Below are 26,592 nucleotides of genomic sequence, written 5' to 3'. Positions count from 1 at the left end.
GACATGGCAGTAACTTTTTCGGACGTATGCGCCGTGGTGCCGGCTGCGGGTTTTGGCCGGCGCATGCAGACAGAATGTCCCAAGCAATACCTCTCTATTGGCGATAAAACGATCCTCGAACACTCCGTGGCGGCGCTGCTGGCGCATCCGCGGGTGACGCGCGTGATTATCGCTATCAGCCCGGGTGATGCGCGTTTCGCGCAGTTACCGCTGGCAAATCATCCGCAGATTACCGTTGTTGACGGCGGCGCCGAGCGTGCCGATTCCGTGCTGGCGGGCATTCAGGCCGCCGGTGAGGCACCATGGGTTCTGGTCCATGACGCTGCCCGTCCGTGCCTGCATCAGGATGACCTTGCGCGCCTGCTGGCGCTTAGCGAAACCAGCCGGGTCGGCGGTATTCTTGCCGCCCCGGTACGCGACACCATGAAGCGCGCTGAGCCGGGCAAGCAGGCTATCGCGCACACCGTTGAGCGCATCGATTTATGGCACGCGCTGACCCCCCAATTTTTCCCCCGCGAATTACTCCACGACTGCTTAACGCGTGCGCTTAAAGAAGGTGCGACCATCACGGACGAAGCCTCGGCGCTGGAGTATTGCGGTTTCCATCCTGAGCTGGTTGAAGGACGCGCTGATAATATAAAAGTGACGCGTCCGGAAGATTTACAGCTCGCGGAATTTTATCTTACCCGTTCGACCCATCAGGAGAAGGCATAATGCGAATTGGACACGGTTTTGATGTACACGCCTTTGGCGGAGAAGGCCCAATTATCATTGGCGGCGTACGCATTCCTTATGAAAAAGGGCTGCTTGCGCATTCTGATGGCGACGTAGCATTACATGCCCTGACCGATGCATTGCTGGGTGCTGCGGCACTGGGCGATATCGGTAAGCTGTTCCCGGACACTGACCCGGCCTTCAAAGGTGCAGACAGCCGTGCGCTGCTGCGTGAAGCCTGGCGTCGTATTCAGGCGAAAGGCTACACCCTCGGCAACGTGGATGTGACGATCATCGCTCAGGCCCCCAAAATGCTGCCGCATATCCCGCAGATGCGCGTGTTCATTGCAGAAGATCTGGGTTGCCACATGGATGATGTTAACGTCAAAGCGACGACGACAGAGAAACTGGGCTTTACCGGTCGTGGTGAAGGGATTGCCTGTGAGGCCGTGGCGCTGCTGGTGAAGGCAAGCCAATGACGGACTTCGACAACCTGACCTGGCTGCACGGTAAACCGCAGGGGAACGGGCTGCTGAAAGCCAGCCCTGAAGATTTTGTTGTGGTGGAAGACCTGGGATTCGCACCGGATGGCGAAGGCGAACATATCCTGGTACGCGTTCTGAAAAATGGCTGCAATACCCGTTTTGTGGCCGATGCGCTGGCAAAATTCCTCAAAATTCATGCCCGCGAAGTGAGCTTTGCCGGGCAGAAAGATAAACACGCCGTCACCGAACAGTGGCTCTGCGCGCGCGTGCCGGGTAATACGATGCCTGATTTAAGCAAATTTGAGCTTGAGGGCTGTAAGGTACTGGAATACGCACGCCATAAGCGCAAACTGCGTCTGGGCGCGTTGAAGGGCAACCATTTTACGCTGGTACTGCGTGAGATTTCGGACCGTGACGATGTGGAAAAACGCCTGAACGCTATCAACGCGTGCGGCGTACCAAACTATTTTGGCGCACAGCGCTTTGGTATCGGCGGCAGCAACCTGCTCGGCGCACTGCGCTGGGCGCAAAGCGATGCCCCGGTCCGCGACAGGAATAAACGCAGTTTTTGGTTGTCGGCGGCCCGCAGTGCGTTGTTTAATCAGATTGTGAGCGAACGGCTGAAAAAACCGGACGCGAATCAAGTTGTTGTCGGCGATGCGCTACAATTAGCGGGACGCGGGAGCTGGTTTGTGGCAACGGCTGAAGAAATGGCCGATGTGCAGTCGCGCGTGGATACTCAAACGCTGATGATTACCGCAGCCTTGCCCGGCACGGGCGACTGGGGTACGCAGGGCGATGCGCTGGCTGCTGAGCAGTCTGCTGTCGCTGATATGCAGGCATTACAAACATTGCTGGTGCGGGAAAAAGTCGAGGCGGCACGCCGTGCGATGCTGCTCTATCCGCAACAGTTGAGCTGGAACTGGTGGGACGACGTAACCGTCGAGTTACGCTTCTGGCTGCCGGCAGGTAGCTTTGCCACCAGTGTTGTCAGGGAACTTATCAACACGTCGGGTGATTATGCGAATATTGCTGAGTAACGATGACGGGATCCATGCGCCGGGTATACAGACCCTGGCGAAACACCTTCGCGAATTTGCGGAAGTGCAGGTCGTGGCACCCGATCGTAACCGCAGTGGAGCGTCTAACTCTCTGACGCTGGAGTCGTCGCTTCGCACCTTTACCTTTGAAAATGGTGATATCGCCGTCCAGATGGGCACGCCGACCGACTGCGTTTTTCTGGGCGTGAACGCGCTGATGCGCCCGCGCCCGGACATCGTCGTCTCCGGTATTAACGCCGGGCCCAATCTTGGCGACGATGTGATTTACTCCGGAACCGTGGCCGCCGCCATGGAAGGGCGCCATCTGGGGTTCCCTGCGCTGGCCGTTTCGTTAAACGGCCACACGCACTACGACACGGCGGCAGCGGTGACCTGTTCTCTCCTGCGGGCGCTCAATCGCGAGCCGCTGCGTACCGGGCGCATCCTCAATATTAACGTGCCGGATCTGCCGTTGAATGAAATCAAAGGCATTCGCGTAACACGTTGCGGAAGCCGACACCCGGCTGACCAGGTGATCCCGCAGCAAGATCCGCGTGGCAATACGCTTTACTGGATTGGTCCTCCTGGCGACAAGTGTGACGCCGGACCGGATACCGACTTTGCCGCTGTTGATGAAGGATATGTCTCGGTTACGCCGCTGCATGTAGATTTAACCGCGTATAGTGCGCATGATGTGGTGTCGGGTTGGCTGGATCGCGCAGGAGTGAACGCGCAATGGTAAGCAAACGTGTACAAACTCTTCTGGAACAGCTACGCGCTCAGGGGATCCGCGACGAGCATGTGCTCGACGCGCTCGCCCAGGTGCCGCGTGAGAAATTTGTAGACGAGGCGTTTGAACACAAAGCGTGGGAAAACGTGGCGCTGCCTATCGGGCAGGGCCAGACGATTTCACAGCCTTACATGGTGGCGCGTATGACGGAGCTGCTGGAGCTCACGCCCCATTCGCGCGTGCTGGAAATTGGCACCGGGTCGGGGTACCAAACCGCGATCCTGGCGCATCTGGTGCACCATGTTTGCTCCGTTGAGCGTATTAAAGGTTTGCAGTGGCAGGCGCGTCGTCGCCTGAAACAACTTGATTTACATAACGTTTCGACACGACACTGTGATGGATGGCAGGGTTGGCAGGCACGCGCCCCGTTTGACGCGATCATCGTGACGGCTGCTCCACCTGAAATTCCCGCTGCTCTGTTATCGCAGCTGGATGAAGGCGGCATTCTTGTTCTGCCTGTCGGGGACGAGCAACAGCTCCTGAAGCGCGTTCGTCGGCGTGGCGGCGAGTTTATTATCGATACCGTGGAAGCCGTGCGCTTTGTTCCTCTGGTAAAGGGGGAGTTGGCCTGAGACTCAGAATTATCCAGGGTTATTAAGGCAAATTCAGCGTATGGTGTGGCGCGAAAGATTCGTGTCATCACGGTAAATTTTAAGTCACTGGTAGTTAACACATTCCTGGGGGATAAATGAGCGCGGGAAGCCCTAAATTCACCATCAGCCGTGTTGCGGCATTATCACTGGTTTCGCTCTGGCTGGCAGGCTGTACAAGTTCTAATAATGCACCTGCGCCTGTCAGTTCCGTGGGAGGATCCAGCAGCTCGGGTAACACGTCCAGCGGAATGTTGATCACGCCTCCGCCTAAAATGGGCACTGCTGCGGCACAACAAAATCCGCCCATTCAGCCAATGCAGCCTCCTGTTACGCAGCCAACACAGGTTCAGCCAGTGGAACACCCTGTGCAGACTCAAAATGGCCGCATAGTGTATAACCGCCAGTATGGGAACATTCCGAAAGGTAGCTATACCGGTGGGAGCACCTATACCGTAAAACGCGGCGACACGCTGTTCTATATTGCGTGGATCACCGGGAACGATTTCCGTGACCTGGCGCAGCGTAATAACGTCCAGGCCCCGTATGGTCTGGAAGTCGGCCAGACGCTCCAGGTGGGCAATGCGACGGGTACGCCGCTCACGCCTGGCAACACCGTTTCAGCGGCCGATGTCACTGCGCAAAATAACAGCGTTAAGCCTGCACAAAAATCCACCACGGTGGTTGCTTCACAACCGGTAATTACGTATTCTGAGGATTCAGGTGATCAGACTGCTAACAAAATGTTGCCGAATAATAAAGGGACTGCGACTGTTGTCACAGCACCGACTACGGCACCTGTGGTTAGCTCTACTGAACCGACTGCCAGCAGTATGACCTCCAGTTCGCCAATTTCTGCATGGCGCTGGCCAACTGACGGCAAGGTTATCGAAAACTTCTCTTCCTCCGAGGGAGGAAATAAAGGGATCGATATCGCAGGGAATAAGGGACAGGCTATTATCGCGACCGCAGACGGTCGTGTGGTATATGCCGGTAACGCTCTGCGCGGTTACGGTAATCTTATTATCATCAAACATAACGATGATTACCTGAGTGCCTACGCCCATAACGACACAATGCTGGTCCGGGAACAACAAGAAGTTAAGGCGGGGCAAAAAATCGCTACCATGGGTAGCACCGGCACCAGTTCTACACGCTTGCATTTTGAAATTCGTTACAAGGGGAAATCCGTAAACCCGCTGCAGTATTTGCCGCAGCGATAAGTTGACGGGGCATGCCAGCCAGGGTGTCTCGTTCAGGGATCACGGGTAGGAGCCACCTTATGAGTCAGAATACGCTGAAAGTTCATGATTTAAATGAAGATGCGGAATTTGATGAGAACGGAGCAGAGGCTTTTGATGAAAAAGCCTTAGTAGAAGAGGAACCCAGTGATAACGATTTGGCTGAAGAAGAGCTGTTATCGCAGGGCGCCACACAGCGTGTACTGGACGCGACTCAGCTTTACCTTGGGGAGATTGGTTACTCCCCACTGTTAACGGCCGAAGAAGAAGTCTATTTCGCACGTCGTGCTTTGCGTGGTGATGTTGCCTCGCGCCGTCGCATGATTGAAAGTAACTTGCGTCTGGTCGTGAAAATTGCCCGTCGTTACGGCAATCGAGGTCTGGCTCTGCTGGATCTGATTGAAGAGGGCAACTTAGGTCTCATCCGCGCAGTTGAGAAGTTTGACCCGGAACGCGGGTTCCGTTTCTCAACCTACGCGACCTGGTGGATTCGTCAGACCATCGAACGGGCGATTATGAACCAAACCCGTACGATTCGCCTGCCGATTCACATCGTCAAAGAGTTGAACGTCTATCTGCGTACTGCGCGCGAGTTGTCCCATAAACTGGACCACGAGCCAAGCGCGGAAGAGATCGCCGAACAACTTGATAAACCGGTTGATGACGTAAGCCGTATGCTGCGTCTCAACGAGCGCATTACCTCCGTTGACACCCCGTTGGGTGGCGACTCCGAAAAAGCGCTGCTGGACATCCTGGCCGATGAAAAAGACAACGGTCCGGAAGACACCACGCAGGACGATGACATGAAACAGAGCATCGTCAAATGGCTGTTCGAACTGAACGCCAAACAGCGTGAAGTGCTGGCACGTCGTTTCGGTTTACTGGGGTATGAAGCTGCAACACTGGAAGACGTCGGCCGCGAAATTGGCCTGACCCGTGAACGTGTTCGTCAGATTCAGGTTGAAGGTCTGCGTCGCCTGCGTGAAATCCTGCAGGGGCAAGGTCTGAATATCGAAGCGCTGTTCCGCGAATAAGCAATCTTTCATCAAAAAAGGCCCGTCGTGAGACGGGCCTTTTTCTTTTGCGTTACGGTTGTGCCGTTTCGTGCAGCAAACGCCACGTTATCTTGCCATCCTTCTGATTGAGCACGGCGGTTGACCAGCGCACATTGACGGGCTGATCCGGGCGAGTTTGCGTTTCCCGGTAGTGAAGCACTGCGCCGTTGGCCCACGTCTGTAGCGTCGTTATCTCATCAAGAACAATCTCCAGACCAGGACGGCTGCCGCGCTGAAGGTCCAGGAAACCGACAAGCGCGTTATAGTCAAAATGGACGCCACCTGGGGTGAGCATCATAAAATCCGGCTGAAAGTGGGCGAGCAGGGCGTCAACATCCCCTTCGCCCTTACCCAACCAGTTCTCCAGCTTAACGTGAACGTCGATAATGTCCTGTTCGAAATGGGTCATGGTTTCTCCTGTTGCACCTCTGAAAGCACCTGCGTGTTGTTAAGACGAAAGACGTACACGACGGGCAGTAATGTGATGGCCGCAGCAACACTAAACATCCAGTGCCATGCGGCGAGCGGCGTCAAAAACGCCAGTGTCAGGTTCAGCACCTGCGAGAGCAGGAATGTCCCGGCAAAAAAACTGATCTGACGATTAAGATTCCATAGCGCGCTGGCGCCAGGCATATCGTCGCGCGCCGTCGTTAAAAATGCGCTGCTTTGCGCCGTACTGCTGCAAAGACTGCCGCCCGCGCCCATTAACGTAAACGCGACGCCAGGTAACAACACTGTGGTAGTCGGGCTGACGTTAAGCAGCAGTAAAACGCCCAGCGCCTGTAACAGGCAACCCACGACAATGAGAGGCCGGGGACCCACGCGGTTAAAATAACGTCCGGTCGCGGTGATCGCCATAAACGAGGCCAGAGACCATGGCAGCATCAGCATCCCCGTTGCGGCAGGTGTCATGTGCGCCTCGCTCTGAAGATAATACATCCCCGTGACGTTCACCCCAATAAACATGCCGGGTACGCACAAATAGACAAGCATGGAAAAACGCAGCAGCGGGTCGGCCAGCAGGGGCAGGTTTAACAGCCTGCTCGCTTTCACGGGGGGTCTCTCATTCTTAAGCCACACGCAGGCCAGGAAAACCGTCACGGCGGCGACAGGCGTTGTGGCAAAAAATATCCATCGCCAGCTGAGTGCCTGAACCAGCACTCCCCCCAGGGCGGGTGAGCATGCAGGCGCAAGCAATGCAACCAGCATGACCGCTGAGGAGAGCCTGGCACGCTCATGGGGTTTAAACTGTTGCCAGGTCAGCGCCTGTCCGACCGGGATCAGTAAACCCCCTCCCATGCCCTGTAGCACTCGCCAGGCAATCAGGCTCTCAAGTGAGGACGACAAACCTGCCGCAACGGAAGCGGCGCTAAAGAGAAAAAGCGAAAGCAGAATGACATGCTTCGGCCCGAGCCTGCGCGTCAGCAGGGTGCTGAAGGGGATGACGAGTGTCAGACCGGCAATATAGCCGTTACTGACCCAGGCAAGCGATGAGGGCGTGGCGTTGAACGCCTGAGCCATTGACGGAAAAGCGACGCTGGCGATAAACATATTAATTAAATCAAGAAAAAAGCCCAGCAGATAGACAACGGCGACTTTGCTGCGATACGACATGGCGGCACCTCCAGTGAGGGGCGTATCGTATCGGGCAGGGAGGTACGGATAAACGTTATAAAGCGCGATATACTGTCAAAAAATTTTTGACAGTAATAGGGCTGACAATGATTAATTTGCAGCGTACCGCGATGTTTGTCGCCGTCGCAGATACCGGGAGTTTCACCGCCGCAGCAGAGGCAATGGGGCTGACAAAAGCGGTGGTCAGCTTCAATATCCGCCAGCTGGAAGATGAACTGGGTGTCACCCTGTTGCTGCGTTCCACCCGTCGACTGACGTTAACCGAGGCAGGGAGGCTTTTCCATCAACGGAGCGTCGCGCTTTTAAAGGACGCGGAACGCCTGAAGGACGACGTCCGTGCAAACCATGCAGGTCTTACGGGGGAGTTGCGGATCACCACCACACCGGAGTACGGCTCGCAGGTTGTGGTCCCGTTACTGGCTGAGTTTAGCCAGCAACACCCGGACCTTCGCGTGCGTCACGTTTCGTCTTCACTGCATGCCGATCTGATTTCAGAGCGCTTTGATGTCGCCATCCGGCTGGGAACCCTTGCCGATTCACGCTACCACGCGGCATTGATAACGCAGTTCACTATTTTCCCCGTAGCGACGCCCGGCTGGCTGCGTAACCATCCTGTAGAATCGCTTGAACAGCTGGCGAAAGCTGACTGGATTATTCATGAGCGCTTAGCCTCGCCGCTGCGCTGGCAGGTGAACGATGCCTGCGGTGAGCCCGCCACGCTGGAAATTAAAAAAGCACCGCGTTTGTTTGCGGACAGTGCTCAGGCGCTGATGGCCTTTGCGCTCGCGGGATGTGGCGTGGCGCTGTTGCCGGAGTGGCTGGTGCGCCATGCGCTTGATGACGGCACGCTGGTGTCGGTTTTACCGGAATATACCTTTGCGCGGCAGGGCATCTATGCGGTTTATCCCGATGCCCCGCATGTGCCTGCGAAAGTGCGCACCTTTATCGACTTTATGCGCACCCGGGTTAACTAGTCGCGCATCATTTTTTTGACGAGTGCGGAGAATTGCGCCCGCTCGTCGTTGCTCAGCCGCCCTAAAAACGCCTCGTCCACGTCATTGCCGATCGGTTTACAGCTGGCAAGCAGCGCTTCACCTTCCGGCGTCAGGAAGACGAAACGACGACGCTTGTCCGCCGGATCGTGCTCGCGTTTTACCAGTCCACGCGCCTCCATGCGGCTCAGCATCTCCGCGAGCGTCGCCTTTGTGCTGACCGCCACTTCTGTCAGAGCAACTTGCTCAATCCCCGGATTTTCGGCAATAGACCGCAATACCGCGTACTGCGGTTTGGTCAGTTCCGGCAATGCATGTTGCCAACGGGCAGTATGCTGTTGAAAAAGCTGGCGTAACAGGTGAAACGCCTCTTGTCTCAGTTCCATGAACACTCCGACGAAAAATTCTCTCCCTATGATAGCCGCTCTTGCCCAGGATTTTAACGCGGCAATTTTTAGCAATTAATGTGATCGTGTACGAACAATATTGTCAGGAACAGGATCCGGGAGTAACGTACTTAACATGTTCGTACACGAACGAATTAACTGAGGTGCTGAATGAGATTGATAGTTGGAATGACGGGCGCAACGGGCGCGCCGCTGGGCGTAGCGTTGCTGCAGGCATTACGTGACATGCCAGAGGTGGAGACCCATCTGGTCATGTCGAAATGGGCAAAAACCACCATTGAGCTGGAGACACCCTACACCGCACAGGATGTGGCTGCGCTGGCCGATGTTGTCCACAGCCCGGCCGATCAGGCTGCCACTATCTCATCCGGCTCGTTTCGCACCGACGGCATGATCGTCATTCCCTGCAGTATGAAAACGCTGGCAGGCATTCGCGCAGGCTATGCCGAAGGACTGGTGGGCCGTGCGGCAGATGTGGTGCTGAAAGAGAGGCGCAAACTGGTGCTGGTTCCTCGTGAAACCCCGCTCAGCACCATTCATCTCGAGAATATGCTCGCACTGTCCCGTATGGGCGTGGCAATGGTGCCGCCGATGCCCGCGTATTACAACCACCCGCAGACCGCCGACGATATCACCCATCACATTGTGACCCGCGTGCTCGACCAGTTTGGTCTGGAGCACAAAAAAGCGCGCCGCTGGAACGGGTTGCGGGAAGCAAAACATTTTTCACAGGAGAATAAAGATGGCATTTGATGATTTGAGAAGCTTCCTGCAGGCGCTCGATGAGCAAGGGCAACTGCTGAAAATTGAAGAAGAGGTGAATGCAGAACCGGACCTGGCCGCGGCAGCCAACGCCACAGGCCGTATTGGTGACGGCGCACCGGCGCTGTGGTTCGATAATATTCGCGGGTTTACCGATGCCCGGGTGGTAATGAACACCATTGGTTCCTGGCAGAATCACGCCATTTCTATGGGACTGCCCGCGAACACCCCCGTCAAAAAACAGATTGATGAGTTTATTCGCCGCTGGGATAAATTCCCCGTCACGCCAGAGCGCCGTGCAGATCCCGCCTGGGCTCAAAATACGGTGGAGGGTGAAGACATTAACCTTTTCGACATCCTGCCGCTGTTCCGTCTGAACGACGGTGACGGCGGTTTTTACCTCGACAAAGCGTGCGTCGTTTCGCGCGATCCGCTTGATGCGGATAACTTCGGCAAGCAGAACGTCGGTATCTATCGCATGGAAGTGAAGGGAAAACGCAAGCTGGGTCTGCAACCGGTTCCGATGCACGATATCGCCCTGCATTTGCATAAAGCGGAAGAGCGCGGTGAAGATCTGCCGGTCGCGATTACGCTTGGCAATGATCCGATTATTACACTTATGGGCGCGACGCCGCTGAAATACGATCAATCTGAGTATGAGATGGCCGGTGCGCTGCGCGAAAGCCCCTATCCCATTGCGACGGCACCGCTGACCGGCTTTGATGTACCGTGGGGATCTGAAGTCATTCTGGAAGGGGTGATTGAAGGCCGCAAGCGCGAAATCGAAGGACCCTTTGGTGAGTTTACCGGGCACTACTCTGGTGGCCGTAACATGACGGTGGTGCGTATTGATAAAGTGTCTTACCGCACAAAACCCATTTTTGAATCCCTCTACCTCGGCATGCCGTGGACCGAAATTGACTACCTGATGGGCCCGGCTACCTGTGTACCGCTCTACCAGCAGCTGAAAGCAGAATTTCCGGAAGTGCAGGCGGTCAATGCCATGTATACCCACGGTTTGCTGGCGATTATCTCCACCAAAAAACGCTACGGTGGCTTTGCCCGCGCAGTCGGCTTACGTGCTATGACCACGCCGCACGGCCTGGGCTATGTGAAGATGGTGATTATGGTGGATGAAGACGTTGACCCGTTCAACCTGCCGCAGGTGATGTGGGCGCTGTCCTCGAAGGTGAACCCGGCGGGCGATCTGGTGCAGTTGTCGAATATGTCGGTGCTTGAACTGGACCCGGGCTCCAGCCCGGCAGGCATTACCGACAAACTGATTATTGATGCCACCACGCCTGTTGCACCCGACAACCGGGGCCACTTCAGCCAGCCGGTACAGGATTTACCTGAAACCAAAGCCTGGGCCGAAAAACTGACTGCGATGCTGGCTGCACGCCAATAAGGAGGAAAAGATGATATGTCCACGTTGTGCTGATGAGCATATTGAGGTGATGGCAACATCACCGGTGAAAGGGGTCTGGACTGTCTATCAGTGCCAGCATTGTCTGTATACCTGGCGTGACACAGAGCCGCTACGCCGGACCCACCGCGATCATTATCCGCAAGCGTTTCGCATGACGCAGAAGGATATCGATGACGCACCACAGGTGCCGACGATCCCGCCGTTACTGGCCGACGATAAGCGCTAAAAAAAGCCGGGAGGCGGTTTCGCCTTACCCGGCCTGTTTATTTCAGATACCGCTACTTCCCGGCAGGCCCGGTAAGCATTGCGCCACCGGGTGCAGATTACACCAGGCTTTTCAGGCGATAAATCCACTCCAGCGCCTGACGCGGCGTGAGCGAGTCCGGATCGAGATTTTCCAGCGCCTCAACGGCCGGTGACGTCTCTTCTGCCGGGGCTAGCAACGACATTTGCGTGCCATCAATCTGCGTGGCCGCGGCATTCGGTGACAGGCTCTCCAGCTCACGCAATTTCTGGCGCGCACGTTTGATCACCTCTTTTGGAACCCCCGCCAGCGCGGCCACGGCCAGGCCATAGCTCTTGCTTGCGGCACCATCCTGTACGGTGTGCATAAAGGCGATGGTATCGCCGTGTTCCAGCGCATCAAGGTGGACGTTTGCCACGCCTTCCATCTTTTCTGGCAACTGTGTCAGCTCGAAATAGTGGGTTGCGAACAGCGTCATTGCCTTGATCTTATTGGCAAGGTTTTCAGCGCAGGCCCATGCCAGTGACAGACCATCATAGGTTGATGTTCCGCGCCCGACTTCGTCCATCAACACCAGGCTGTATTCGGTCGCATTATGCAGAATATTGGCGGTTTCGGTCATCTCCACCATAAAGGTTGAGCGACCGCTGGCCAGATCGTCCGCTGCCCCGACACGAGTAAAGATACGGTCGATAGGGCCAATCTCCACTTTTTGCGCAGGAACGTAGCTGCCGATATAGGCGAGCAGAGCGATAAGCGCTGTCTGGCGCATATAGGTACTTTTACCGCCCATGTTTGGACCGGTAATGATCAGCATTCTTCTCTGTGGCGACAGGCTTAGCGGGTTGGCGATGAACGGCTCGTTCAGCACCCGTTCCACAACCGGATGACGGCCTTCGGTGATGCGAATACCGGGTTTATCGGTAAAGGTCGGGCAGGTGTAGTTCAGCGTTTCAGCGCGTTCTGCCAGGTTGACCAGCACGTCCAGCTCTGCCAGCGCACTGGCGCTTGACTGCAGGTCTGCAAGGTGCGGCATCAGCATGTCGAACAGCTCTTCATACAGCTGTTTCTCCAGCGCCAGCGCCTTGCCTTTCGAGGTGAGAACTTTGTCCTCGTACTCTTTCAGTTCAGGGATAATGTAACGCTCAGCGTTTTTCAGCGTCTGGCGGCGCACGTAGTGGATGGGGGCCAGATGGCTTTGTCCACGGCTGATCTGAATGTAGTAACCATGAACCGCGTTATAGCCCACTTTGAGGGTATCGAGCCCAAGGCGTTCGCGCTCGCGAATTTCCAGCTTATCCAGGTAGTCCGTGGCACCGTCGGCCAGCGCACGCCATTCATCCAGCTCTTCGTTGTAGCCCGGGGCAATTACGCCGCCGTCACGCACCAGAACCGGAGGTGCGTCAATAATGGCGCGTTCAAGCAGCTCGCGCAGCTCGCTAAATTCACCCATGGTTTCACGCAGTTTCTGCACCGGCGCGCTATCCACATCGGCGAGCAGGCTGCGCAATTCCGGCAACTGCTGGAAGGCATGACGCATGCGGGCGAGGTCGCGCGGACGCGCCGTACGCAGCGCCAGACGCGCAAGAATACGCTCCAGATCGCCAACCTGGCGCAGCACGGGCTGCAGTTCACTGTAGCGATCCTGCAACGCGGCAATCGTCTGCTGACGACAGGTAAGCGTCCCGGTATCGCGAATGGGCATATGCAGCCAGCGTTTTAACATACGGCTACCCATCGGCGTCACCGTGCTGTCGAGGACAGAAGCGAGGGTGTTTTCCACGCCTCCGGCCAGATTCTGGGTGATCTCCAGATTACGACGCGTCGCGGCATCCATAATGATGCTGTCCTGCTGCCGCTCCATCGTGATCGAGCGGATATGCGGCAGGGTGGTGCGCTGGGTATCTTTGACGTACTGCAGCAGGCAACCCGCGGCACACAGTCCGCGCGGGGCATTTTCCACACCAAAGCCAATCAGATCGCGGGTGCCAAACTGCAGATTCAACTGCTGGCGCGCGGTATCAATTTCGAACTCCCACAGCGGACGACGGCGCAGACCGCGGCGGCCTTCAATCAGCGCCATCTCGGCAAAATCTTCGGCATAGAGCAGTTCTGCCGGGTTCGTGCGCTGTAATTCAGCCGCCATCGTTTCACGATCTGCCGGTTCACTCAGACGAAAACGTCCGGAGCTGATATCCAGCGTCGCATAACCGAAACCTTTGCCGTCCTGCCACAGTGCCGCCAGCAGGTTATCCTGGCGCTCCTGCAGCAGGGCTTCGTCGCTGATCGTACCAGGCGTGACGATGCGCACGACTTTGCGCTCAACCGGCCCTTTTGAGGTTGCCGGATCGCCGATCTGTTCGCAGATGGCGACTGACTCACCCTGATTCACCAGTTTCGCAAGGTAGTTTTCTACCGCGTGATGCGGAATACCGGCCATGGGAATGGGCTCGCCTGCAGATGCGCCACGCCGGGTCAGCGAGATGTCGAGCAGCTGCGACGCACGTCTGGCATCGTCATAAAATAGCTCGTAAAAATCGCCCATACGGTAGAACAGCAAGATTTCCGGATGCTGTGCTTTCAGCTTCAGGTACTGCTGCATCATCGGCGTATGTGCGTCGAAATTGTCGATTGTGCTCATGGAGTTATGATGTCCATTTCTTTGAAAATAATACGCTTTGGGCGGCTCAGTGGCCGTTAGTTCCTTCTATTGTCGCATGAAAAAAAGGTACGGCGCAGAAAAATGTCGCGGCATTACGAGGTGCCTTCCTGCACTAACTCAATGACAATTTTTCCATGCTCAACCCCCACTCTGACCTGCGAATGGGTGGTAAACCCCGCTTTTTCAAGCCAGTCGCCCTTTAAGCTCAGCGCCGCATGCACGCTGTAGCGTTTGGGTATCTTGGTGTTACGGTCTTCATGACGCTTTCTGAAATACCCCACTTTCAAATGACGATAGGATTTGGTGATAGCGATCTTGTGCATACGGCCTCCGGACAACGTGGACAAGGGTCATTCCTGATGCTGTATAAAATACCAGTGATTTACTGCAGGTGTGGGCTTAATACTGGAATCAGCCTTCAGAAAACAGAATGCAACACCTGAAATCAGTAGCTGAAAGGCGTATTATAAATGCACTTTATTATCTGGTGAGCCGTTATGTCCGGAAAACGCATTACACGTGAGAAAGAGACGATCGCGAAAATGATCGCGCTGTATGAAACACAGTGTCCCCAGGCTTCGCAGGAAGAGGGGCATTATCAGGCGCTGAAAGCGTATGCCAATAAGCGCCTGGATAAATGCGTTTTTGGTGAGGAAAAACCCGCCTGTAAACAGTGCCCCGTTCACTGCTATCAGCCTGCCAGGCGCGAAGAGATGAAGCAGGTGATGCGCTGGGCTGGCCCACGTATGTTATGGCGTCATCCCATCCTGACGGTACGCCACCTGATGGATGACCGTCGCCCGGTACCGGAATTACCGGAAAAGTATCGCCCGAAAAAGTAACCGTTCAGGCGCTTCGCTGACAACCGAATCCCAACGCCTGCATGCGAGATCTCAGCCAGAATGACGCTACACCAGGCTCTCTTTATCTATCCCGAGACGTTTCATGCGCGAGAGCAGCGTGGTGCGTTTTAGCCCCAGACGTTGGGCTGCACCTTTCGGCCCGGCCACGACACCGTTAGTCTCTTTCAGCACGCGCATGATCAGCTGATATTCGTCTTCACCTTCCTGCGCCACGTCGGTGGCTGTAACCGGGGTTTCGGGCAGGGAAACTTCGGGCAGGGAGAGTTGCAGTACGTTACCGCGCGTCAGCAATACCGCACGTTCAATGACGTTTTCCAGTTCACGGACGTTACCCGGCCACTCCATCGAGGAGAGGGTACGTAGCGTCTCGGCGGGGATACTGTCGATGTTGCGGCCCATCCGGCGGGCTATTTTGGCGGTAAACGCTTTGACCAGCAGAGGGATATCTTCCGGCCGTTCACGCAGGGGCGGCAAGCAGATTGGGAAGACGTTCAGGCGATAATAGAGGTCGCTTCGAAACTCGCGGTCGGCGACCATTTTTTTCAGATCGCGGTTGGTGGCGGCAATGAGCCGCACGTCAGTCTGGATAAGTTTGTTACTGCCAAGACGTTCAAACTCCTGCTCCTGCAGGACGCGAAGCAGTTTGGGCTGCAACTCCAGAGGCATGTCACCCACTTCATCAAGGAACAACGAGCTTTTGTCCGCCAGCTCGAAACGGCCCAGGCGCTGGCTGCTGGCACCGGTAAACGCGCCGCGTTCGTGGCCAAAGAGATCGCTTTCCAGCAGGCCTGCGGGCATAGCGGCGCAGTTCATCTTCACCATGCGGCGGCTGTTACGGTTGCTGAGGTTGTGGATCGCACGGGCAATCAGCTCTTTACCGGTGCCGGTTTCACCGAGGATCAGCACCGTACTGTCACTTTGCGCCACCATCTCCACCTGTTTCAGCACGCTGTACATGGCATCGCTGCGGCCGATGATTTCGCCAAACTCGCTGTCCACGTTGTTAAGCTGTTCCGTCAGCGCCAGGTTTTCATCCACCAGCCGTTCTTTCAGACGGTGGATCTCCTGATAGGCCAGCGCGTTATCCAGTGCGATGGAGATACGCTCGGCAATCTGGCGCAACAGTTTCAGGTTGGCGGTGGTAAAGACGCCCTCTTCACACTGCGCCAGCTTCAGGACACCAAGCATAGTATTGCCGGACATCAGCGGCAGCAGGCACAGCGTCTGGATTTTATTCCCCCAGGTGTTAAACAGCATCCGCTCATAAGGCGCGAGCGCATCCTGTTCGTTGAGGTTGAGCAGCAGGATCTCTTTGCTTTTAAATACCCGCTCAGAGAGCGTGCCCGCCTCATCCACTTCACTCTGTTCGTGGGCGGGGTTTGCCTCATCAAGATAGTGGGTGGAGTAGATGTTCAGCTTGCCTTTCCGGTGGCCCCGGAGCGCAATACTGATGGCGTCGATTTTGAAATAGTGGTGGATCTCTTTTGAGACTTCGCTGACCAGCTCATCCATATCGAGGCGCGAAAGCACCGCGTTGGTGATAGCCACCAGGATCCGGAAATTGTCACGTTCGCGGCTCAGCAGGTCGTAATCCACATTATTGGTGACGCGGCTTTGAATTTGCTCTGCGACCACGGCCACAATCTGGGTGAAGGTGTGCAGACGCTCGTATTCCGCCTCGCTCCACGGCTGGTCGGTGTGACGAATAAACTCGCAGCCGCCGAAGATATGCCCTTCCACCGCCAGTGGCAGCAGGCTGTAGTGGCCGAAAGGCGGGTATAACTGACTCTGCGCCAGCATCGGCCACGCTTCGCGGAATTCCTCAAAATTGCAGTGCAGCGCCTCCGGGCGGGAAAGAATACGCCGGACAGGACCATGAGCGAGGTAGGTTTCATCCTCGTACTCAAACGCTTTGCCATTGTCGCGCGTTGAATAGTAGCTCGCGCGATGGCTTGCGCTATGCCAGAGCACAATTGCGGCGCTGTCTGCCAGCGCTGATTGCCTGACCAGCCGCGTCAGGGCATCGCTCAGCGCGCCAAGATCGGGCTGCTGTAAAAGTGTGCGCGTAATGTCAAACAGGCCCTGCTGTCCAAGATCGCTCATCGGTGTATACGGCATATTGCTTTCCAATAGAAACTGGCAAAAAAGAGAAAGTCAGTGCTGACCGCTTTTGGCGCGGTTCTAGCAAATGCGGGGTAAAGGTTCCGCGTGCGGCAGATCCAGCGTCCGCTTGACGCCATACAGCCCGGTCAGGCGCACCCCTTTGCGCTCAACCACTTCACCAATCAGCGCGGCCTCTTTCCCGAAAGGATGTGCCCGCAGCTGTTCGAGTACGGATTCGGCCGCCGCGCGCTCCACGCCAATGACCAGCTTGCCTTCATTTGCAAAGTTTAGCGGGTCGAGCCCGAGGAGTTCGCACAAGCCGCGAACGGCAGGCTTAACGGGCAGCGCGCGTTCAGTGAGTTCAATACCCAGACCGCAGCGTGCCGCGAACTCATGTACCACGGCGTTAACCCCGCCGCGGGTCGCATCGCGCAGGGCTTTCACGCCCGGAAGGGAACGCAGGGTCTGGATAAGCGGGGTCAGTACCGCGCAATCACTGCGTAATTCTCCGTCCAGCCCCAGGCCTTCACGCAGGTTCAGGATCGTCGCCCCGTGGCAACCCAGCGATCCGCTGACGATCAGCACGTCGCCGACGGCAAGCTGCTGCGCGCCCCAGTGAATGTCGGCAGGGATCGCCCCCATGCCGGCGGTATTGATGAACAGTTTGTCGGCTGCGCCACGCTGGACCACTTTGGTGTCGCCGGTGACGATGGCGATACCCGCCTCGCGTGCCGTGTGCGCCATGCTGCTGACGACCGCAGAGAGCGTCTCCATCGGCAGCCCCTCTTCAAGAATAAAGCCGCAGGAGAGAAAGCGCGGAACAGCGCCGCTGACGGCCACGTCGTTTGCCGTGCCGCAGACCGCGAGCTTGCCGATATCGCCGCCCGGGAAGAACAGCGGGTCAATCACGTAGCTGTCGGTGGAAAAGGCCAGCCTGTCGCCCTGCGCGGTCAGGGTGGAGAGGTCAATGCGGGCCTGATCCTCCTGCTCCGCCAGCCAGGGGTTATCAAACGCGTCCATAAACAGACGGTTAATCAGCTGCTGCATCGCCAGGCCGCCGCTGCCGTGTGCCATTTCAACCGTATTCATGCTTCAGACTCCTGATTGCGATACTGATACCACGCGGCACACGCCCCTTCGGAAGAGACCATCAGCGCGCCAAAAGCCGTTTGCGGGTTACAGGTGTTGCCAAATAACGGGCAGTGATGGGGTTTGCATTTGCCGGTGAGCACTTCGCCACAGCGGGCCCGCGGGTCGTCACACACCTGTTGCGGCTGCGGGCGGAAGTGGGCTTCGGCGTCGAACGACCGGTAGGCTGGCGTCAGGCGCACGCCGGACTCTGCAATCAGCCCCAGACCACGCCATTCGCTGTCGCCCTCGACGCTAAATACCTCGGCTATCGCCTGCTGGGCCACCACATTTCCACTGTCGGGGACGACACGGCGGTACTGATTTTCTACTGCACTCTGGGCTGCTATTTTCTGCTCAACCAGCATGGTCACGCCTTGCAGTAGATCAAGAGGTTCGAAACCAGCCACCACTAAAGGCCGTTCGAACTGTTCAGCGATAAAGCCGTAGGCCGCCGTCCCGATAACCATGCTGACATGGCCCGGCGCCAGAAAAGCGTCAATTCCGTTGTCCGGCTCTTCAAGCAGGCTGCGTAACGTCGGGATGAGCGTAATGTGCTGGCAAAAAAAGAAAAAGTTATCAATGTTGCGGGCTTTGGCCTGCTGCAGTGTGATGGCCGTGGCGGGCATGGTGGTTTCAAAACCAAGCCCGAAAAAGACGACTTTGCGGCCGGGGTTATGGGAGGCCAGCGTCAGGGCATCCATCGGCGAGTACACGATCCTGATATCCGCGCCCCGGGCTTTTGCCTGCAGCAGCGAGCCGTTTTTGCCCGGCACGCGCATCGCATCGCCAAAGGTACAGAAAATCACGTCAGGCTGGTGGGCTATCTCAAGGCAGGCGTCGATGCGTCCCATCGGCAGGACGCACACCGGGCAGCCGGGGCCATGGATAAACTCGATGTTTTCCGGCAGAAGCTGGTCGAGGCCAAATTTAAAGATGGCATGCGTATGCCCGCCACAGACTTCCATAATACGCAGCGGCTTTTCGGCGGTATAGCTCAGCCGTGCCGCCCGTGTTTTCAGATGTTCAATCAGCTGCATCACCTGCTCAGGCGCGCGATATTCATCAACGTAGCGCATGGTTTACCGCTCCTCGCCGTACAGCAATGCCCCGACGTCCGGCTCCACGTCGAACATATTCTGAAGGGCATCGAGCGTGTCGCGGGCCTCCGCTTCGTTGATGATGCTCATGGCAAACCCCACGTGCACCAGCACCCACTGACCGAGGCGTGAGGCGCCGGTTTCGTCGGTGCTGCCGACAAGCGTCAGGTCGACGTCGCGCAATATGCCACACACCTCAACGCGGGCCTGATTCCCGTCAATGGCGTGAATTTGTCCGGGGACGCCTATGCACATCGTTCGCTCTCCAGCCAGTTCAGCCAGGCGTCCATCCCGTCGCCGCGGGTGGCGGACACCAGCATGATGTCAATCTCCGGGTTCACTTCACGGGCATAGGCCATGCATTTATCCACGTCGAAATTCAGGTACGGCAGCAGGTCAACTTTGTTCAGCAACATCAGCGAAGCGGCGGCAAACATATGCGGATATTTAAGCGGCTTGTCTTCACCTTCGGTCACCGAGAGCACCGCGACCTTATGTCGCTCACCGAGATCGAAGCTGGCCGGACAGACCAGGTTGCCCACGTTCTCAATAAACAGGATGCCGTTGTCCGCCAGCGGCAAGCGCGGCGTGGCGTCGGCAATCATTTGTGCATCCAGATGGCAGCCTTTACCCGTATTAACCTGAATGGCGGGCGTGCCGGTTTCGCGAATACGCGCGGCGTCGTTCACCGTCTGCTGATCGCCTTCGATCACCGCACAGGAGATGCGCCCGTTCAGGCGGTGGAGCGTTTGCGTAAGCAGCGTGGTTTTGCCTGAGCCGGGGCTGGAGACCAGGTTCAGGACCAGCTGTTTACGCGTGGCGAAGCGGGCGCGGTTGCGTGCTGCAATCTGGTTGTTTTTATCCAGAACGTTGATTTCCACCTCCAGCATCTGACGCTGGCTGATCCCCGGCGCGTGGGTACCGGCGATGCCATGCCCGTAATGCAGGTCGCCCGTAGCGGAGTGTCGGGGGGCGAAGGTGATACCGGTTAATGCCGCTGCAGGACGAGGGGCAGGTGAAAAGGGTGCGGAGCGAAACGCGGCGTGAGGACGGTGTTCATCCCCTTCTATATACAGGTTGCCTTCAGCGCAACCGCAGGTACTACACATATTTTACTCCTTCTCGATTTCGAGACGTTGGATCTGCATGCCGTCATCCGCCACGATGCGAAGCTCGCTGCTCTGGCACTGTGGACAGCGCTGAACCTTCGATGAAAGCAGAGTGACGTATTGCTGGCACTGCGCGCACCAGCACTCCGCCTGCTGTTCTTCAATATGAAGTTCACAGCCTTCCGCCAGCGTGCCGCGGCACACCAGCTCAAAGCAGAAGGTCAGGGCGCTGGTTTCAACGCAGGAAAAGGCCCCGACCTGTAGCCAGACGCCGGTGACGCGTTTTGCATTGTTTGCCCGCGCCTGCTGTTCAATTAACTCGACGGCCCGCTGGCAGAGGGTGATTTCGTGCATGACGCCTCCTCAATGAATTGCCCCGATAATGCAATAACGGTGCCAGCTTGATTTTTGTTAAGGCGTGACGATGTCAATGCTGTCGAAATGACACGTCGACACGACGCGATTGACACGCTTCTTTTGATTAAAATGGTTAAAAATCAATGTATTAAAAACTGGCATGGAATCTGCTTAATAGCCGCTATCTCCATTAACCGGATACCTTTTATGACTATTTGGGAAATTAGCGAAAAAGCGGATTACATTGCGCAGCGCCATCAGCAGTTACAGGAGCAGTGGCACCTTTACTGCAACTCTCTGGTTCAGGGCATCACCCTGTCAAAAGCCCGTCTTCACCACGCCATGAGCTGTGCAGCGCAGGGGGATATGCGCTTTGTGCTCTTCGGCCATTTCACGATAAACGTCACCCTGGCAGACACCTTCAACAGCCACACCATCGAGTACTACGTCGAAACAAAAGAAGGTGAAAAACAGTGTATTGCGAAGGCGCAGCTGATGGCCGACGGGATGGTCGATGGTCACGTCAGTAACCGCGATCGCCAGCAGGTGCTGGAGCACTATCTGGAAAAAATCGCGCCGGTTTATAACGGCCTGTACGCCGCTGTTGAACACGATCTCCCGGTCAACCTGAAACAGCTGATGGATGGAAATACCTCAGCGAACGTGGCCTGACCATTGCGTGTCGAGAAGTGTCGACAAGACAGTTTTTCGTCAAAAATGACTATCACCAGAGGATGACCCGGTGAACCGTTTTGTAATTGCTGACTCGACGGTCTGTATTGGCTGTCGAACCTGTGAGGCGGCCTGTTCGGAAACGCACCGTCAGCACGGGCTACAGTCCATGCCGCGCCTGCGCGTCATGCGTAATGAAAAAGAGTCTGCGCCGCAGCTCTGCCACCACTGTGAAGATGCCCCCTGCGCGGGAGTCTGTCCTGTTAATGCCATCACCCGTGTCGAGGGGGCGGTGCAGCTGAATGAAAGTCTGTGCGTGAGCTGCAAACTGTGCGGCATTGCCTGCCCGTTCGGCGCGATTGAATTTTCCGGCAGCCGTCCGCTGCATATCCCGGCGAATGCCAACTCCCCGAAAGCGCCGCCAGCGCCACCTGCGCCGGCGAAGGTGAGCACGCTGCTTGACTGGGTTCCCGGCGTGCGTGCCGTTGCGGTCAAATGCGACCTGTGCAGCTTTGATGAACAAGGGCCAGCCTGTGTGCGCACCTGCCCGACGAAGGCGCTGATTCTGGTCAATATTCGCGACATCGTTCGCACCAGTAAACGTAAGCGTGAGCTGACCATTAACAGTGATTTCGGCGATCTTTCTCTGCTTCAGGCGCTGAACGAGGGGGCGAAATGAACGCGGTGATGATGATTACCAGCGCGGTGGCCTATTTTGCCGCCGCCGCTGTGTTGGCCTTGATCTTCTCTTTCCATAAAACCCTGAGCGGCTGGATAGCCGGCATCGGCGGGGCGGTTGGCAGCGTGATGACGCTGGTGGCCGGTGGCCTCGTGTTAACAGGCGGACAATCTGTCGAAGCGGTGATGCCGCTGATACGGCACACCGTTGAAATTACGCCGCTGAATGCCATCTGGCTGGTGACCTTTGGTCTGTGCGGCGTGTTTATCAGCCTGTTTAATATTGACTGGCACCGCCATCAGCACACTCAGCCCAACGGTCTGCTGGTCAATCTGCTGATGGCCGCGGCGGTCTGTACCGTGACTGCCAGCAACCTCGGCGCGCTGGTGGTGATGGCCGAGATCATGGCGCTGTGCGGCGTATTCCTTACGGGCTGTAGCACCTCCGGCAAACTGTGGTTTGCGCTGGGGCGTCTTGGCACGTTGCTGCTGGCACTGGCCTGCTGGCTGGTGTGGCAGCGCTTCGGCACGCTGGACTTCTCCGCCCTTAACGGCCAGTCGCTCGGGAATGATGTCTGGCTCCTTGGCGTGATCGGCTTTGGCCTGCTGGCCGGGATTATCCCGCTGCACGGCTGGGTGCCACAGGCACATGCACATGCCTCCGCGCCTGCCGCAGCGCTCTTCTCGACGGTTGTCATGAAGGTTGGTCTGTTCGGCATTCTGACGATAACGCTCACCGGTGGGCAGCCGCCGCTGTGGTGGGGCGTTGTGCTGCTGGTCGCCGGGATGATCACCGCCTTCGTCGGCGGCCTGTACGCCCTGATGGAGCACAATATCCAGCGTTTGCTGGCGTACCACACCCTTGAGAACATCGGCATCATCCTGCTGGGTATTGGCGCAGGCGTTACCGGGCTGGCGCTCAATCAACCGGCGCTGATTGCGGCCGGCTTTATCGGCGGCCTGTATCACCTGATCAACCACAGCCTGTTTAAAAGCACCCTGTTCCTCGGGGCAGGTAGCGTCTGGTTCCGCACCGGTCATCGCGATATCGAAAAACTCGGCGGCATCGGCAAAAAAATGCCCGTTATCTCTCTGTGCATGCTGGTGGGGCTGATGGCAATGGCTGCGCTGCCGCCGCTGAACGGCTTTGCCGGCGAGTGGGTTATCTATCAGTCCTTCTTCGCACTCGGCCAGAGCGAGGTGTTTATCGCCCGGTTGCTCGGCCCGCTGCTGGCGGTTGGGCTGGCGATAACCGGTGCGCTGGCGGTGATGTGTATGGCTAAAGTCTACGGCGTGACCTTCCTGGGTGCACCGCGCACGCGTGAGGCCGAAAACGCCTGCTGTGCGCCGGCATTGATGGGGGCGAGCGTTGTCGCGCTGGCGCTGTGCTGCATCGCAGGCGGGGTAGCCGCCCCGTGGCTTCTGCCGCTGTTGGGTAACGCCATTCCTCTGCCGCTCACCACGGCGCATACCACGGTGTCCCAGCCGATGATTGCGCTGCTGCTGATTGCCGCGCCGCTGCTGCCGTTCGTGCTGATGCTGTTCTTCAGACGCGACCGCCTCTCCTCTCGATCACGCGGTACCGCCTGGGCTTGCGGTTACGCACACGAGCAATCCATGGTGATCACAGCGCACGGCTTTGCCATGCCGGTCAAAGAGAACTTTGCCGCGGTGCTGAAACTGCGGGACTGGCTTAACCCGGTGGGGTGGGTGCCGGGCTGGCAGAGCGCTGCCGTGCCCGTGCTGTTCCGCCGACTGGCGTTGATCGAGCTGGCGGTACTGGTTGTGATTGTGATTTCACGAGGAGCCTGACATGAGTCTGTTACTGGCAATACTTCAGGCGCTGGTGCTATTTGCCATGGCGCCGTTGCTCTCCGGGGTGAGCCGCGTGGCGCGTGCCCGGATGCATAACCGTCGCGGGCCTGGTGTACTCCAGGAGTACCGTGATTTGTTCAAGCTGATGGGACGTCAGAGCGTTTCCCCGGATGCGGCAGGATGGGTCTTTCGCCTGACACCGTTTGTGCTGGCTGGCGTCATGCTCACCATCGCCACGGCGTTACCGGTCGTCACCGTCGGGTCGCCGCTGCCGGTGCTGGGCGATCTCATTACGCTTATCTACCTCTTCGCCATCGCGCGTTTCTTCTTCGCGATTGCCGGCCTCGATACCGGCAGCCCGTTTACCGGGATTGGTGCCAGCCGCGAGGCCATGCTCGGCGTGCTGGTTGAGCCGATCCTGCTGCTCGGCCTGTGGGTCGCTGCGCAGGTCGCGGGGTCAACCCATATCAGCTTTATCACTCATACCGTGTATCACTGGCCCGTGGACCGTTCCCTTCCGTTGCTTTTGGCGCTCTGCGCCTGCGCATTCGCGACGTTTATCGAGATGGGCAAACTGCCGTTCGACCTCGCGGAAGCGGAGCAGGAGCTGCAGGAAGGTCCGTTGACTGAATACAGCGGTTACGGCTTTGCGGTGCTGAAGTGGGGCATCAGCCTCAAACAGCTGGTGGTGCTGCAGATGTTTGTCGGTGTCTTCTTCCCGTGGGGGCAGATGACGCACTTTTCCGCGGCCGGTCTGGTGCTGGCGGTGGTCGTTGCCGCGCTCAAGCTACTTGTCGGCGTGCTGGTGATTGCCCTGTTTGAGAACAGCATGGCGCGTCTGCGTTTTGTGGCGACGTCGCGCATCACCTGGGCCGGTTTTGGTTTTGCATTTTTAGCGTTCGTCTCCATGCTGGTGGCGTGATTAAAGAGAGTTTTTATGTCTGAAGAAAAGAAAGGTCAGCAGTATCTCGCCGCGTTGCACCAGGCCTTCCCGGGCGTGGTGCTGGAGGCGTCCTGGCAAACCAAAGACCAGATAACGGTGACCGTGAAAGTGAACTACCTGCCGGAAGTGATGGAGTTTCTTTACTACCAGCAGGGTGGCTGGCTGTCGGTGTTGTTCGGCAACGACGAGCGTCAGCTGTGCGGAAACTATGCGGTTTACTACGTGATGTCGATGGAGCAGGGCGAGAAGTGCTGGCTCACCGTGCGTGTCGAAGTGGATCCCAACAAACCGGAATACCCGTCTGTCACCCCGCGCGTGCCCGCCGCCGTCTGGGGCGAGCGCGAAGTACGCGATATGTATGGTCTGGTCCCGGTTGGGCTTCCGGATGAGCGCCGTCTGGTACTGCCGGACGACTGGCCAGACGAACTCTATCCCCTGCGTAAAGACAGCATGGATTACCGTCAGCGTCCGGCTCCGACCACCGACAGCGAGACTTACGCGTTCATCAATGAGCTCGGCAGCAAAAAGAACAACGTGGTGCCGATAGGCCCGCTGCACGTCACGTCTGACGAGCCGGGCCACTTCCGCCTGTTTGTCGACGGCGAGAATATTATTGATGCCGACTACCGCCTGTTCTACGTCCATCGCGGGATGGAAAAGCTGGCGGAAACCCGGATGGGATATAACGAAGTGACGTTCCTCTCTGACCGCGTGTGCGGCATCTGCGGGTTTGCCCACAGTACCGCCTACACCACCTCGGTGGAGAACGGCATGGGGATTGTGGTGCCGGAACGCGCGCAGATGGTCCGCGCCATCCTGCTGGAAGTGGAGCGTCTGCACTCGCACCTGCTGAACCTCGGTCTGGCCTGTCACTTTGTCGGTTTTGACTCCGGCTTTATGCAGTTTTTCCGCGTACGTGAAGCCTCCATGAAGATGGCGGAGATCCTGACCGGGGCGCGTAAAACATACGGTCTGAACCTGATCGGCGGGATTCGTCGCGATCTACTGAAAGATGACATGATCCAGACCCGCCAGCTGGCGCAGCAGATGCGTCGCGACGTTCAGGAGCTGGTGGATATGCTGCTCAGCACGCCGAACATTGAGCAGCGTACCGTCGGTATTGGCCGGCTGGATCCGCAAATCGCCCGCGATTTCAGTAACGTTGGCCCCATGGTTCGTGCCAGCGGCCACGCCCGCGATACCCGCGCCGATCATCCGTTCGTCGGCTATGGCCTGCTGCCTATGACCGTGCACAGCGAGCAGGGCTGCGACGTTATTTCGCGTCTGAAGGTGCGTATCAACGAGGTCTTCACCGCGCTGAACATGATCGACTTCGGTCTGGATAATCTGCCGGGCGGTCCGCTGATGGTCGAGGGCTTCACCTACATTCCAAACCGCTTCGCGCTGGGGTTTGCCGAAGCCCCGCGTGGAGACGATATCCACTGGAGCATGACCGGTGACAACCAGAAGCTCTACCGCTGGCGCTGCCGCGCGGCAACCTACGCCAACTGGCCAACCCTGCGCTACATGCTGCGCGGCAATACGGTATCCGATGCGCCGCTGATCATTGGCAGCCTCGATCCGTGCTACTCCTGCACCGACCGCATGACGGTGGTGGATGTGCGCAAGAAGAAAAGCCAGGTGGTGCCGTACAAAGAGCTGGAGCGCTACAGCATCGAGCGTAAGAACTCGCCGTTGAAATAGGGGATTTTGTGCTGGCTGATGCCCTCACCCTGACCCTCTTTTGATGAGAGATCCGGGGTGCGGAGCACAGGCAG

28 protein-coding genes are annotated in these 26,592 nt (G+C 57.3%); 17 read left to right on the top strand and 11 right to left on the bottom strand.

The genetic code is table 11. The features are described 5' to 3' along the window. The first annotated feature begins 3 nt into the window (after nucleotides 1-3). From ispD to rpoS, 7 genes are all read left to right on the top strand, one after another. A complete protein-coding gene (ispD, locus tag HV340_RS17900; protein WP_181216140.1) occupies nucleotides 4-714 on the top strand; it encodes a 2-C-methyl-D-erythritol 4-phosphate cytidylyltransferase in 711 nt (236 codons plus the stop codon). Beyond that, nucleotides 714-1,193: a 2-C-methyl-D-erythritol 2,4-cyclodiphosphate synthase gene (ispF, locus tag HV340_RS17895; RefSeq protein ID WP_014171394.1), complete on the top strand. Its 480-nt coding sequence runs from the start codon at nucleotides 714-716 to the stop codon at nucleotides 1,191-1,193. Before ispD ends, ispF begins: the two co-directional genes overlap by 1 nt. Next, a complete protein-coding gene (gene truD / locus HV340_RS17890) occupies nucleotides 1,190-2,239 on the top strand; it encodes a tRNA pseudouridine(13) synthase TruD (RefSeq protein ID WP_181216139.1) in 1,050 nt (349 codons plus the stop codon). The genes ispF and truD overlap by 4 nt, the downstream gene beginning before the upstream one ends. Then, the gene (gene surE / locus HV340_RS17885; RefSeq protein WP_025203364.1) at nucleotides 2,220-2,981 is read left to right on the top strand and encodes a 5'/3'-nucleotidase SurE; all 762 of its coding nucleotides are present in this window, start codon (nucleotides 2,220-2,222) and stop codon (nucleotides 2,979-2,981) included. Before truD ends, surE begins: the two co-directional genes overlap by 20 nt. Then, nucleotides 2,975-3,601 carry a protein-L-isoaspartate(D-aspartate) O-methyltransferase gene (locus HV340_RS17880; protein WP_181216138.1) on the top strand — a complete coding sequence of 209 codons (627 nt, stop codon included), beginning with the start codon at nucleotides 2,975-2,977 and terminating at the stop codon, nucleotides 3,599-3,601. Before surE ends, HV340_RS17880 begins: the two co-directional genes overlap by 7 nt. Before the next feature lie 116 nt (nucleotides 3,602-3,717). Then, nucleotides 3,718-4,842, top strand: a complete 1,125-nt coding sequence (nlpD, locus tag HV340_RS17875) for a murein hydrolase activator NlpD (RefSeq protein ID WP_020883821.1) — start codon at nucleotides 3,718-3,720, stop codon at nucleotides 4,840-4,842. A 59-nt stretch (nucleotides 4,843-4,901) separates the two neighbouring features. Then, entirely contained in the window at nucleotides 4,902-5,894 is a 993-nt protein-coding gene (gene rpoS / locus HV340_RS17870; RefSeq protein WP_013098493.1) for an RNA polymerase sigma factor RpoS, read from the top strand. A gap of 52 nt (nucleotides 5,895-5,946) precedes the next feature. Here the strand turns inward: rpoS and HV340_RS17865 are convergent, their stop codons facing one another. After that, entirely contained in the window at nucleotides 5,947-6,324 is a 378-nt protein-coding gene (locus HV340_RS17865) for a DUF4440 domain-containing protein (RefSeq protein WP_047743518.1), read from the bottom strand. Next, nucleotides 6,321-7,529, bottom strand: a complete 1,209-nt coding sequence (locus HV340_RS17860) for an MFS transporter (protein WP_181216137.1) — start codon at nucleotides 7,527-7,529, stop codon at nucleotides 6,321-6,323. Before HV340_RS17860 ends, HV340_RS17865 begins: the two co-directional genes overlap by 4 nt. A gap of 107 nt (nucleotides 7,530-7,636) precedes the next feature. Between HV340_RS17860 and HV340_RS17855 the strand changes: the two genes are divergently transcribed. Beyond that, a complete protein-coding gene (locus HV340_RS17855; protein WP_047356677.1) occupies nucleotides 7,637-8,524 on the top strand; it encodes a LysR family transcriptional regulator in 888 nt (295 codons plus the stop codon). On the opposite strand, the gene HV340_RS17850 is transcribed toward HV340_RS17855, so the two are convergent. After that, the gene (locus HV340_RS17850; RefSeq protein WP_025203368.1) at nucleotides 8,521-8,928 is read right to left on the bottom strand and encodes a MarR family transcriptional regulator; all 408 of its coding nucleotides are present in this window, start codon (nucleotides 8,926-8,928) and stop codon (nucleotides 8,521-8,523) included. The genes HV340_RS17855 and HV340_RS17850 overlap by 4 nt on opposite strands. Before the next feature lie 171 nt (nucleotides 8,929-9,099). Here HV340_RS17850 and HV340_RS17845 point away from each other — a divergent pair, with 171 nt between their 5' ends. Genes HV340_RS17845 through HV340_RS17835 form a run of 3 tightly spaced genes read left to right on the top strand, consistent with a single transcriptional unit; the run spans nucleotide 9,100 to nucleotide 11,366 of the window. Further along, complete coding sequence (locus HV340_RS17845; RefSeq protein WP_049022830.1) at nucleotides 9,100-9,702, top strand: non-oxidative hydroxyarylic acid decarboxylases subunit B; 603 nt, start codon at nucleotides 9,100-9,102, stop codon at nucleotides 9,700-9,702. Beyond that, nucleotides 9,692-11,119: a non-oxidative hydroxyarylic acid decarboxylases subunit C gene (locus HV340_RS17840; protein ID WP_025203369.1), complete on the top strand. Its 1,428-nt coding sequence runs from the start codon at nucleotides 9,692-9,694 to the stop codon at nucleotides 11,117-11,119. The genes HV340_RS17845 and HV340_RS17840 overlap by 11 nt, the downstream gene beginning before the upstream one ends. Before the next feature lie 10 nt (nucleotides 11,120-11,129). Next, a complete protein-coding gene (locus HV340_RS17835) occupies nucleotides 11,130-11,366 on the top strand; it encodes a non-oxidative hydroxyarylic acid decarboxylases subunit D (protein ID WP_014171381.1) in 237 nt (78 codons plus the stop codon). 97 nt (nucleotides 11,367-11,463) lie between these two features. Here the strand turns inward: HV340_RS17835 and mutS are convergent, their stop codons facing one another. Together mutS and HV340_RS17825 are read right to left on the bottom strand one after the other, a co-directional pair. Next, nucleotides 11,464-14,025 carry a DNA mismatch repair protein MutS gene (mutS, locus tag HV340_RS17830; protein WP_121339778.1) on the bottom strand — a complete coding sequence of 854 codons (2,562 nt, stop codon included), beginning with the start codon at nucleotides 14,023-14,025 and terminating at the stop codon, nucleotides 11,464-11,466. Between the two features lie 113 nt (nucleotides 14,026-14,138). Continuing rightward, nucleotides 14,139-14,369: a SymE family type I addiction module toxin gene (locus tag HV340_RS17825; RefSeq protein WP_032678858.1), complete on the bottom strand. Its 231-nt coding sequence runs from the start codon at nucleotides 14,367-14,369 to the stop codon at nucleotides 14,139-14,141. A 174-nt stretch (nucleotides 14,370-14,543) separates the two neighbouring features. On the opposite strand from HV340_RS17825, the gene HV340_RS17820 reads away from it, so the two are divergent. Continuing rightward, complete coding sequence (locus HV340_RS17820) at nucleotides 14,544-14,888, top strand: nitrous oxide-stimulated promoter family protein (protein WP_040018915.1); 345 nt, start codon at nucleotides 14,544-14,546, stop codon at nucleotides 14,886-14,888. A gap of 66 nt (nucleotides 14,889-14,954) precedes the next feature. Here the strand turns inward: HV340_RS17820 and flhA are convergent, their stop codons facing one another. The 6 genes from flhA to hypA all read right to left on the bottom strand — a co-directional run bounded on the left by flhA (nucleotide 14,955) and on the right by hypA (nucleotide 20,703). Beyond that, nucleotides 14,955-17,027, bottom strand: coding sequence for a formate hydrogenlyase transcriptional activator FlhA (gene flhA, locus HV340_RS17815; protein WP_020883827.1), 2,073 nt, complete (start codon nucleotides 17,025-17,027; stop codon nucleotides 14,955-14,957). Nucleotides 17,028-17,090: 63 nt separating this feature from the next. Next, nucleotides 17,091-18,101: a hydrogenase expression/formation protein HypE gene (gene hypE / locus HV340_RS17810; RefSeq protein WP_044865615.1), complete on the bottom strand. Its 1,011-nt coding sequence runs from the start codon at nucleotides 18,099-18,101 to the stop codon at nucleotides 17,091-17,093. Continuing rightward, a complete protein-coding gene (hypD, locus tag HV340_RS17805) occupies nucleotides 18,098-19,219 on the bottom strand; it encodes a hydrogenase formation protein HypD (RefSeq protein WP_181216136.1) in 1,122 nt (373 codons plus the stop codon). Before hypD ends, hypE begins: the two co-directional genes overlap by 4 nt. Before the next feature lie 3 nt (nucleotides 19,220-19,222). Then, nucleotides 19,223-19,495: a HypC/HybG/HupF family hydrogenase formation chaperone gene (locus HV340_RS17800; protein WP_014171373.1), complete on the bottom strand. Its 273-nt coding sequence runs from the start codon at nucleotides 19,493-19,495 to the stop codon at nucleotides 19,223-19,225. Then, entirely contained in the window at nucleotides 19,486-20,349 is an 864-nt protein-coding gene (hypB, locus tag HV340_RS17795) for a hydrogenase nickel incorporation protein HypB (protein ID WP_181216135.1), read from the bottom strand. Before hypB ends, HV340_RS17800 begins: the two co-directional genes overlap by 10 nt. Before the next feature lie 3 nt (nucleotides 20,350-20,352). Next, nucleotides 20,353-20,703, bottom strand: coding sequence for a hydrogenase maturation nickel metallochaperone HypA (gene hypA / locus HV340_RS17790; protein WP_014171370.1), 351 nt, complete (start codon nucleotides 20,701-20,703; stop codon nucleotides 20,353-20,355). Between the two features lie 210 nt (nucleotides 20,704-20,913). On the opposite strand from hypA, the gene hycA reads away from it, so the two are divergent. The 5 genes from hycA to HV340_RS17765 all read left to right on the top strand — a co-directional run bounded on the left by hycA (nucleotide 20,914) and on the right by HV340_RS17765 (nucleotide 26,518). Continuing rightward, a complete protein-coding gene (gene hycA / locus HV340_RS17785) occupies nucleotides 20,914-21,378 on the top strand; it encodes a formate hydrogenlyase regulator HycA (RefSeq protein WP_020883831.1) in 465 nt (154 codons plus the stop codon). A gap of 70 nt (nucleotides 21,379-21,448) precedes the next feature. Further along, nucleotides 21,449-22,057, top strand: a complete 609-nt coding sequence (locus HV340_RS17780) for a 4Fe-4S dicluster domain-containing protein (protein ID WP_014171368.1) — start codon at nucleotides 21,449-21,451, stop codon at nucleotides 22,055-22,057. Further along, complete coding sequence (gene hycC / locus HV340_RS17775) at nucleotides 22,054-23,868, top strand: formate hydrogenlyase subunit 3 (protein WP_181216134.1); 1,815 nt, start codon at nucleotides 22,054-22,056, stop codon at nucleotides 23,866-23,868. Before HV340_RS17780 ends, hycC begins: the two co-directional genes overlap by 4 nt. A 1-nt stretch (nucleotide 23,869) precedes the next feature. Next, a complete protein-coding gene (locus tag HV340_RS17770; RefSeq protein WP_181216133.1) occupies nucleotides 23,870-24,793 on the top strand; it encodes a respiratory chain complex I subunit 1 family protein in 924 nt (307 codons plus the stop codon). 15 nt (nucleotides 24,794-24,808) lie between these two features. Beyond that, entirely contained in the window at nucleotides 24,809-26,518 is a 1,710-nt protein-coding gene (locus tag HV340_RS17765; RefSeq protein WP_181216132.1) for a hydrogenase large subunit, read from the top strand. The last annotated feature ends 74 nt before the right edge of the window (nucleotides 26,519-26,592 follow it).

This window comes from Enterobacter sp. RHBSTW-00975 (assembly GCF_013615235.1).
GTDB lineage: Bacteria > Pseudomonadota > Gammaproteobacteria > Enterobacterales > Enterobacteriaceae > Enterobacter > Enterobacter ludwigii.
This window is presented reverse-complemented; position numbering and strand designations above follow the sequence as displayed.

Bases quoted from the DNA above. Each gene is read 5' to 3' on its own strand.
- ispD (WP_181216140.1), top strand. From the start codon at position 4: ATGGCAGTAACTTTTTCGGACGTATGCGCCGTGGTGCCGGCTGCGGGT.
- ispF (WP_014171394.1), top strand. From the start codon at position 714: ATGCGAATTGGACACGGTTTTGATGTACACGCCTTTGGCGGAGAAGGC.
- truD (WP_181216139.1), top strand. From the start codon at position 1,190: ATGACGGACTTCGACAACCTGACCTGGCTGCACGGTAAACCGCAGGGG.
- surE (WP_025203364.1), top strand. From the start codon at position 2,220: ATGCGAATATTGCTGAGTAACGATGACGGGATCCATGCGCCGGGTATA.
- HV340_RS17880 (WP_181216138.1), top strand. From the start codon at position 2,975: ATGGTAAGCAAACGTGTACAAACTCTTCTGGAACAGCTACGCGCTCAG.
- nlpD (WP_020883821.1), top strand. From the start codon at position 3,718: ATGAGCGCGGGAAGCCCTAAATTCACCATCAGCCGTGTTGCGGCATTA.
- rpoS (WP_013098493.1), top strand. From the start codon at position 4,902: ATGAGTCAGAATACGCTGAAAGTTCATGATTTAAATGAAGATGCGGAA.
- HV340_RS17865 (WP_047743518.1), bottom strand. From the start codon at position 6,324: ATGACCCATTTCGAACAGGACATTATCGACGTTCACGTTAAGCTGGAG.
- HV340_RS17860 (WP_181216137.1), bottom strand. From the start codon at position 7,529: ATGTCGTATCGCAGCAAAGTCGCCGTTGTCTATCTGCTGGGCTTTTTT.
- HV340_RS17855 (WP_047356677.1), top strand. From the start codon at position 7,637: ATGATTAATTTGCAGCGTACCGCGATGTTTGTCGCCGTCGCAGATACC.
- HV340_RS17850 (WP_025203368.1), bottom strand. From the start codon at position 8,928: ATGGAACTGAGACAAGAGGCGTTTCACCTGTTACGCCAGCTTTTTCAA.
- HV340_RS17845 (WP_049022830.1), top strand. From the start codon at position 9,100: ATGAGATTGATAGTTGGAATGACGGGCGCAACGGGCGCGCCGCTGGGC.
- HV340_RS17840 (WP_025203369.1), top strand. From the start codon at position 9,692: ATGGCATTTGATGATTTGAGAAGCTTCCTGCAGGCGCTCGATGAGCAA.
- HV340_RS17835 (WP_014171381.1), top strand. From the start codon at position 11,130: ATGATATGTCCACGTTGTGCTGATGAGCATATTGAGGTGATGGCAACA.
- mutS (WP_121339778.1), bottom strand. From the start codon at position 14,025: ATGAGCACAATCGACAATTTCGACGCACATACGCCGATGATGCAGCAG.
- HV340_RS17825 (WP_032678858.1), bottom strand. From the start codon at position 14,369: ATGCACAAGATCGCTATCACCAAATCCTATCGTCATTTGAAAGTGGGG.
- HV340_RS17820 (WP_040018915.1), top strand. From the start codon at position 14,544: ATGTCCGGAAAACGCATTACACGTGAGAAAGAGACGATCGCGAAAATG.
- flhA (WP_020883827.1), bottom strand. From the start codon at position 17,027: ATGCCGTATACACCGATGAGCGATCTTGGACAGCAGGGCCTGTTTGAC.
- hypE (WP_044865615.1), bottom strand. From the start codon at position 18,101: ATGAATACGGTTGAAATGGCACACGGCAGCGGCGGCCTGGCGATGCAG.
- hypD (WP_181216136.1), bottom strand. From the start codon at position 19,219: ATGCGCTACGTTGATGAATATCGCGCGCCTGAGCAGGTGATGCAGCTG.
- HV340_RS17800 (WP_014171373.1), bottom strand. From the start codon at position 19,495: ATGTGCATAGGCGTCCCCGGACAAATTCACGCCATTGACGGGAATCAG.
- hypB (WP_181216135.1), bottom strand. From the start codon at position 20,349: ATGTGTAGTACCTGCGGTTGCGCTGAAGGCAACCTGTATATAGAAGGG.
- hypA (WP_014171370.1), bottom strand. From the start codon at position 20,703: ATGCACGAAATCACCCTCTGCCAGCGGGCCGTCGAGTTAATTGAACAG.
- hycA (WP_020883831.1), top strand. From the start codon at position 20,914: ATGACTATTTGGGAAATTAGCGAAAAAGCGGATTACATTGCGCAGCGC.
- hycC (WP_181216134.1), top strand. From the start codon at position 22,054: ATGAACGCGGTGATGATGATTACCAGCGCGGTGGCCTATTTTGCCGCC.
- HV340_RS17770 (WP_181216133.1), top strand. From the start codon at position 23,870: ATGAGTCTGTTACTGGCAATACTTCAGGCGCTGGTGCTATTTGCCATG.
- HV340_RS17765 (WP_181216132.1), top strand. From the start codon at position 24,809: ATGTCTGAAGAAAAGAAAGGTCAGCAGTATCTCGCCGCGTTGCACCAG.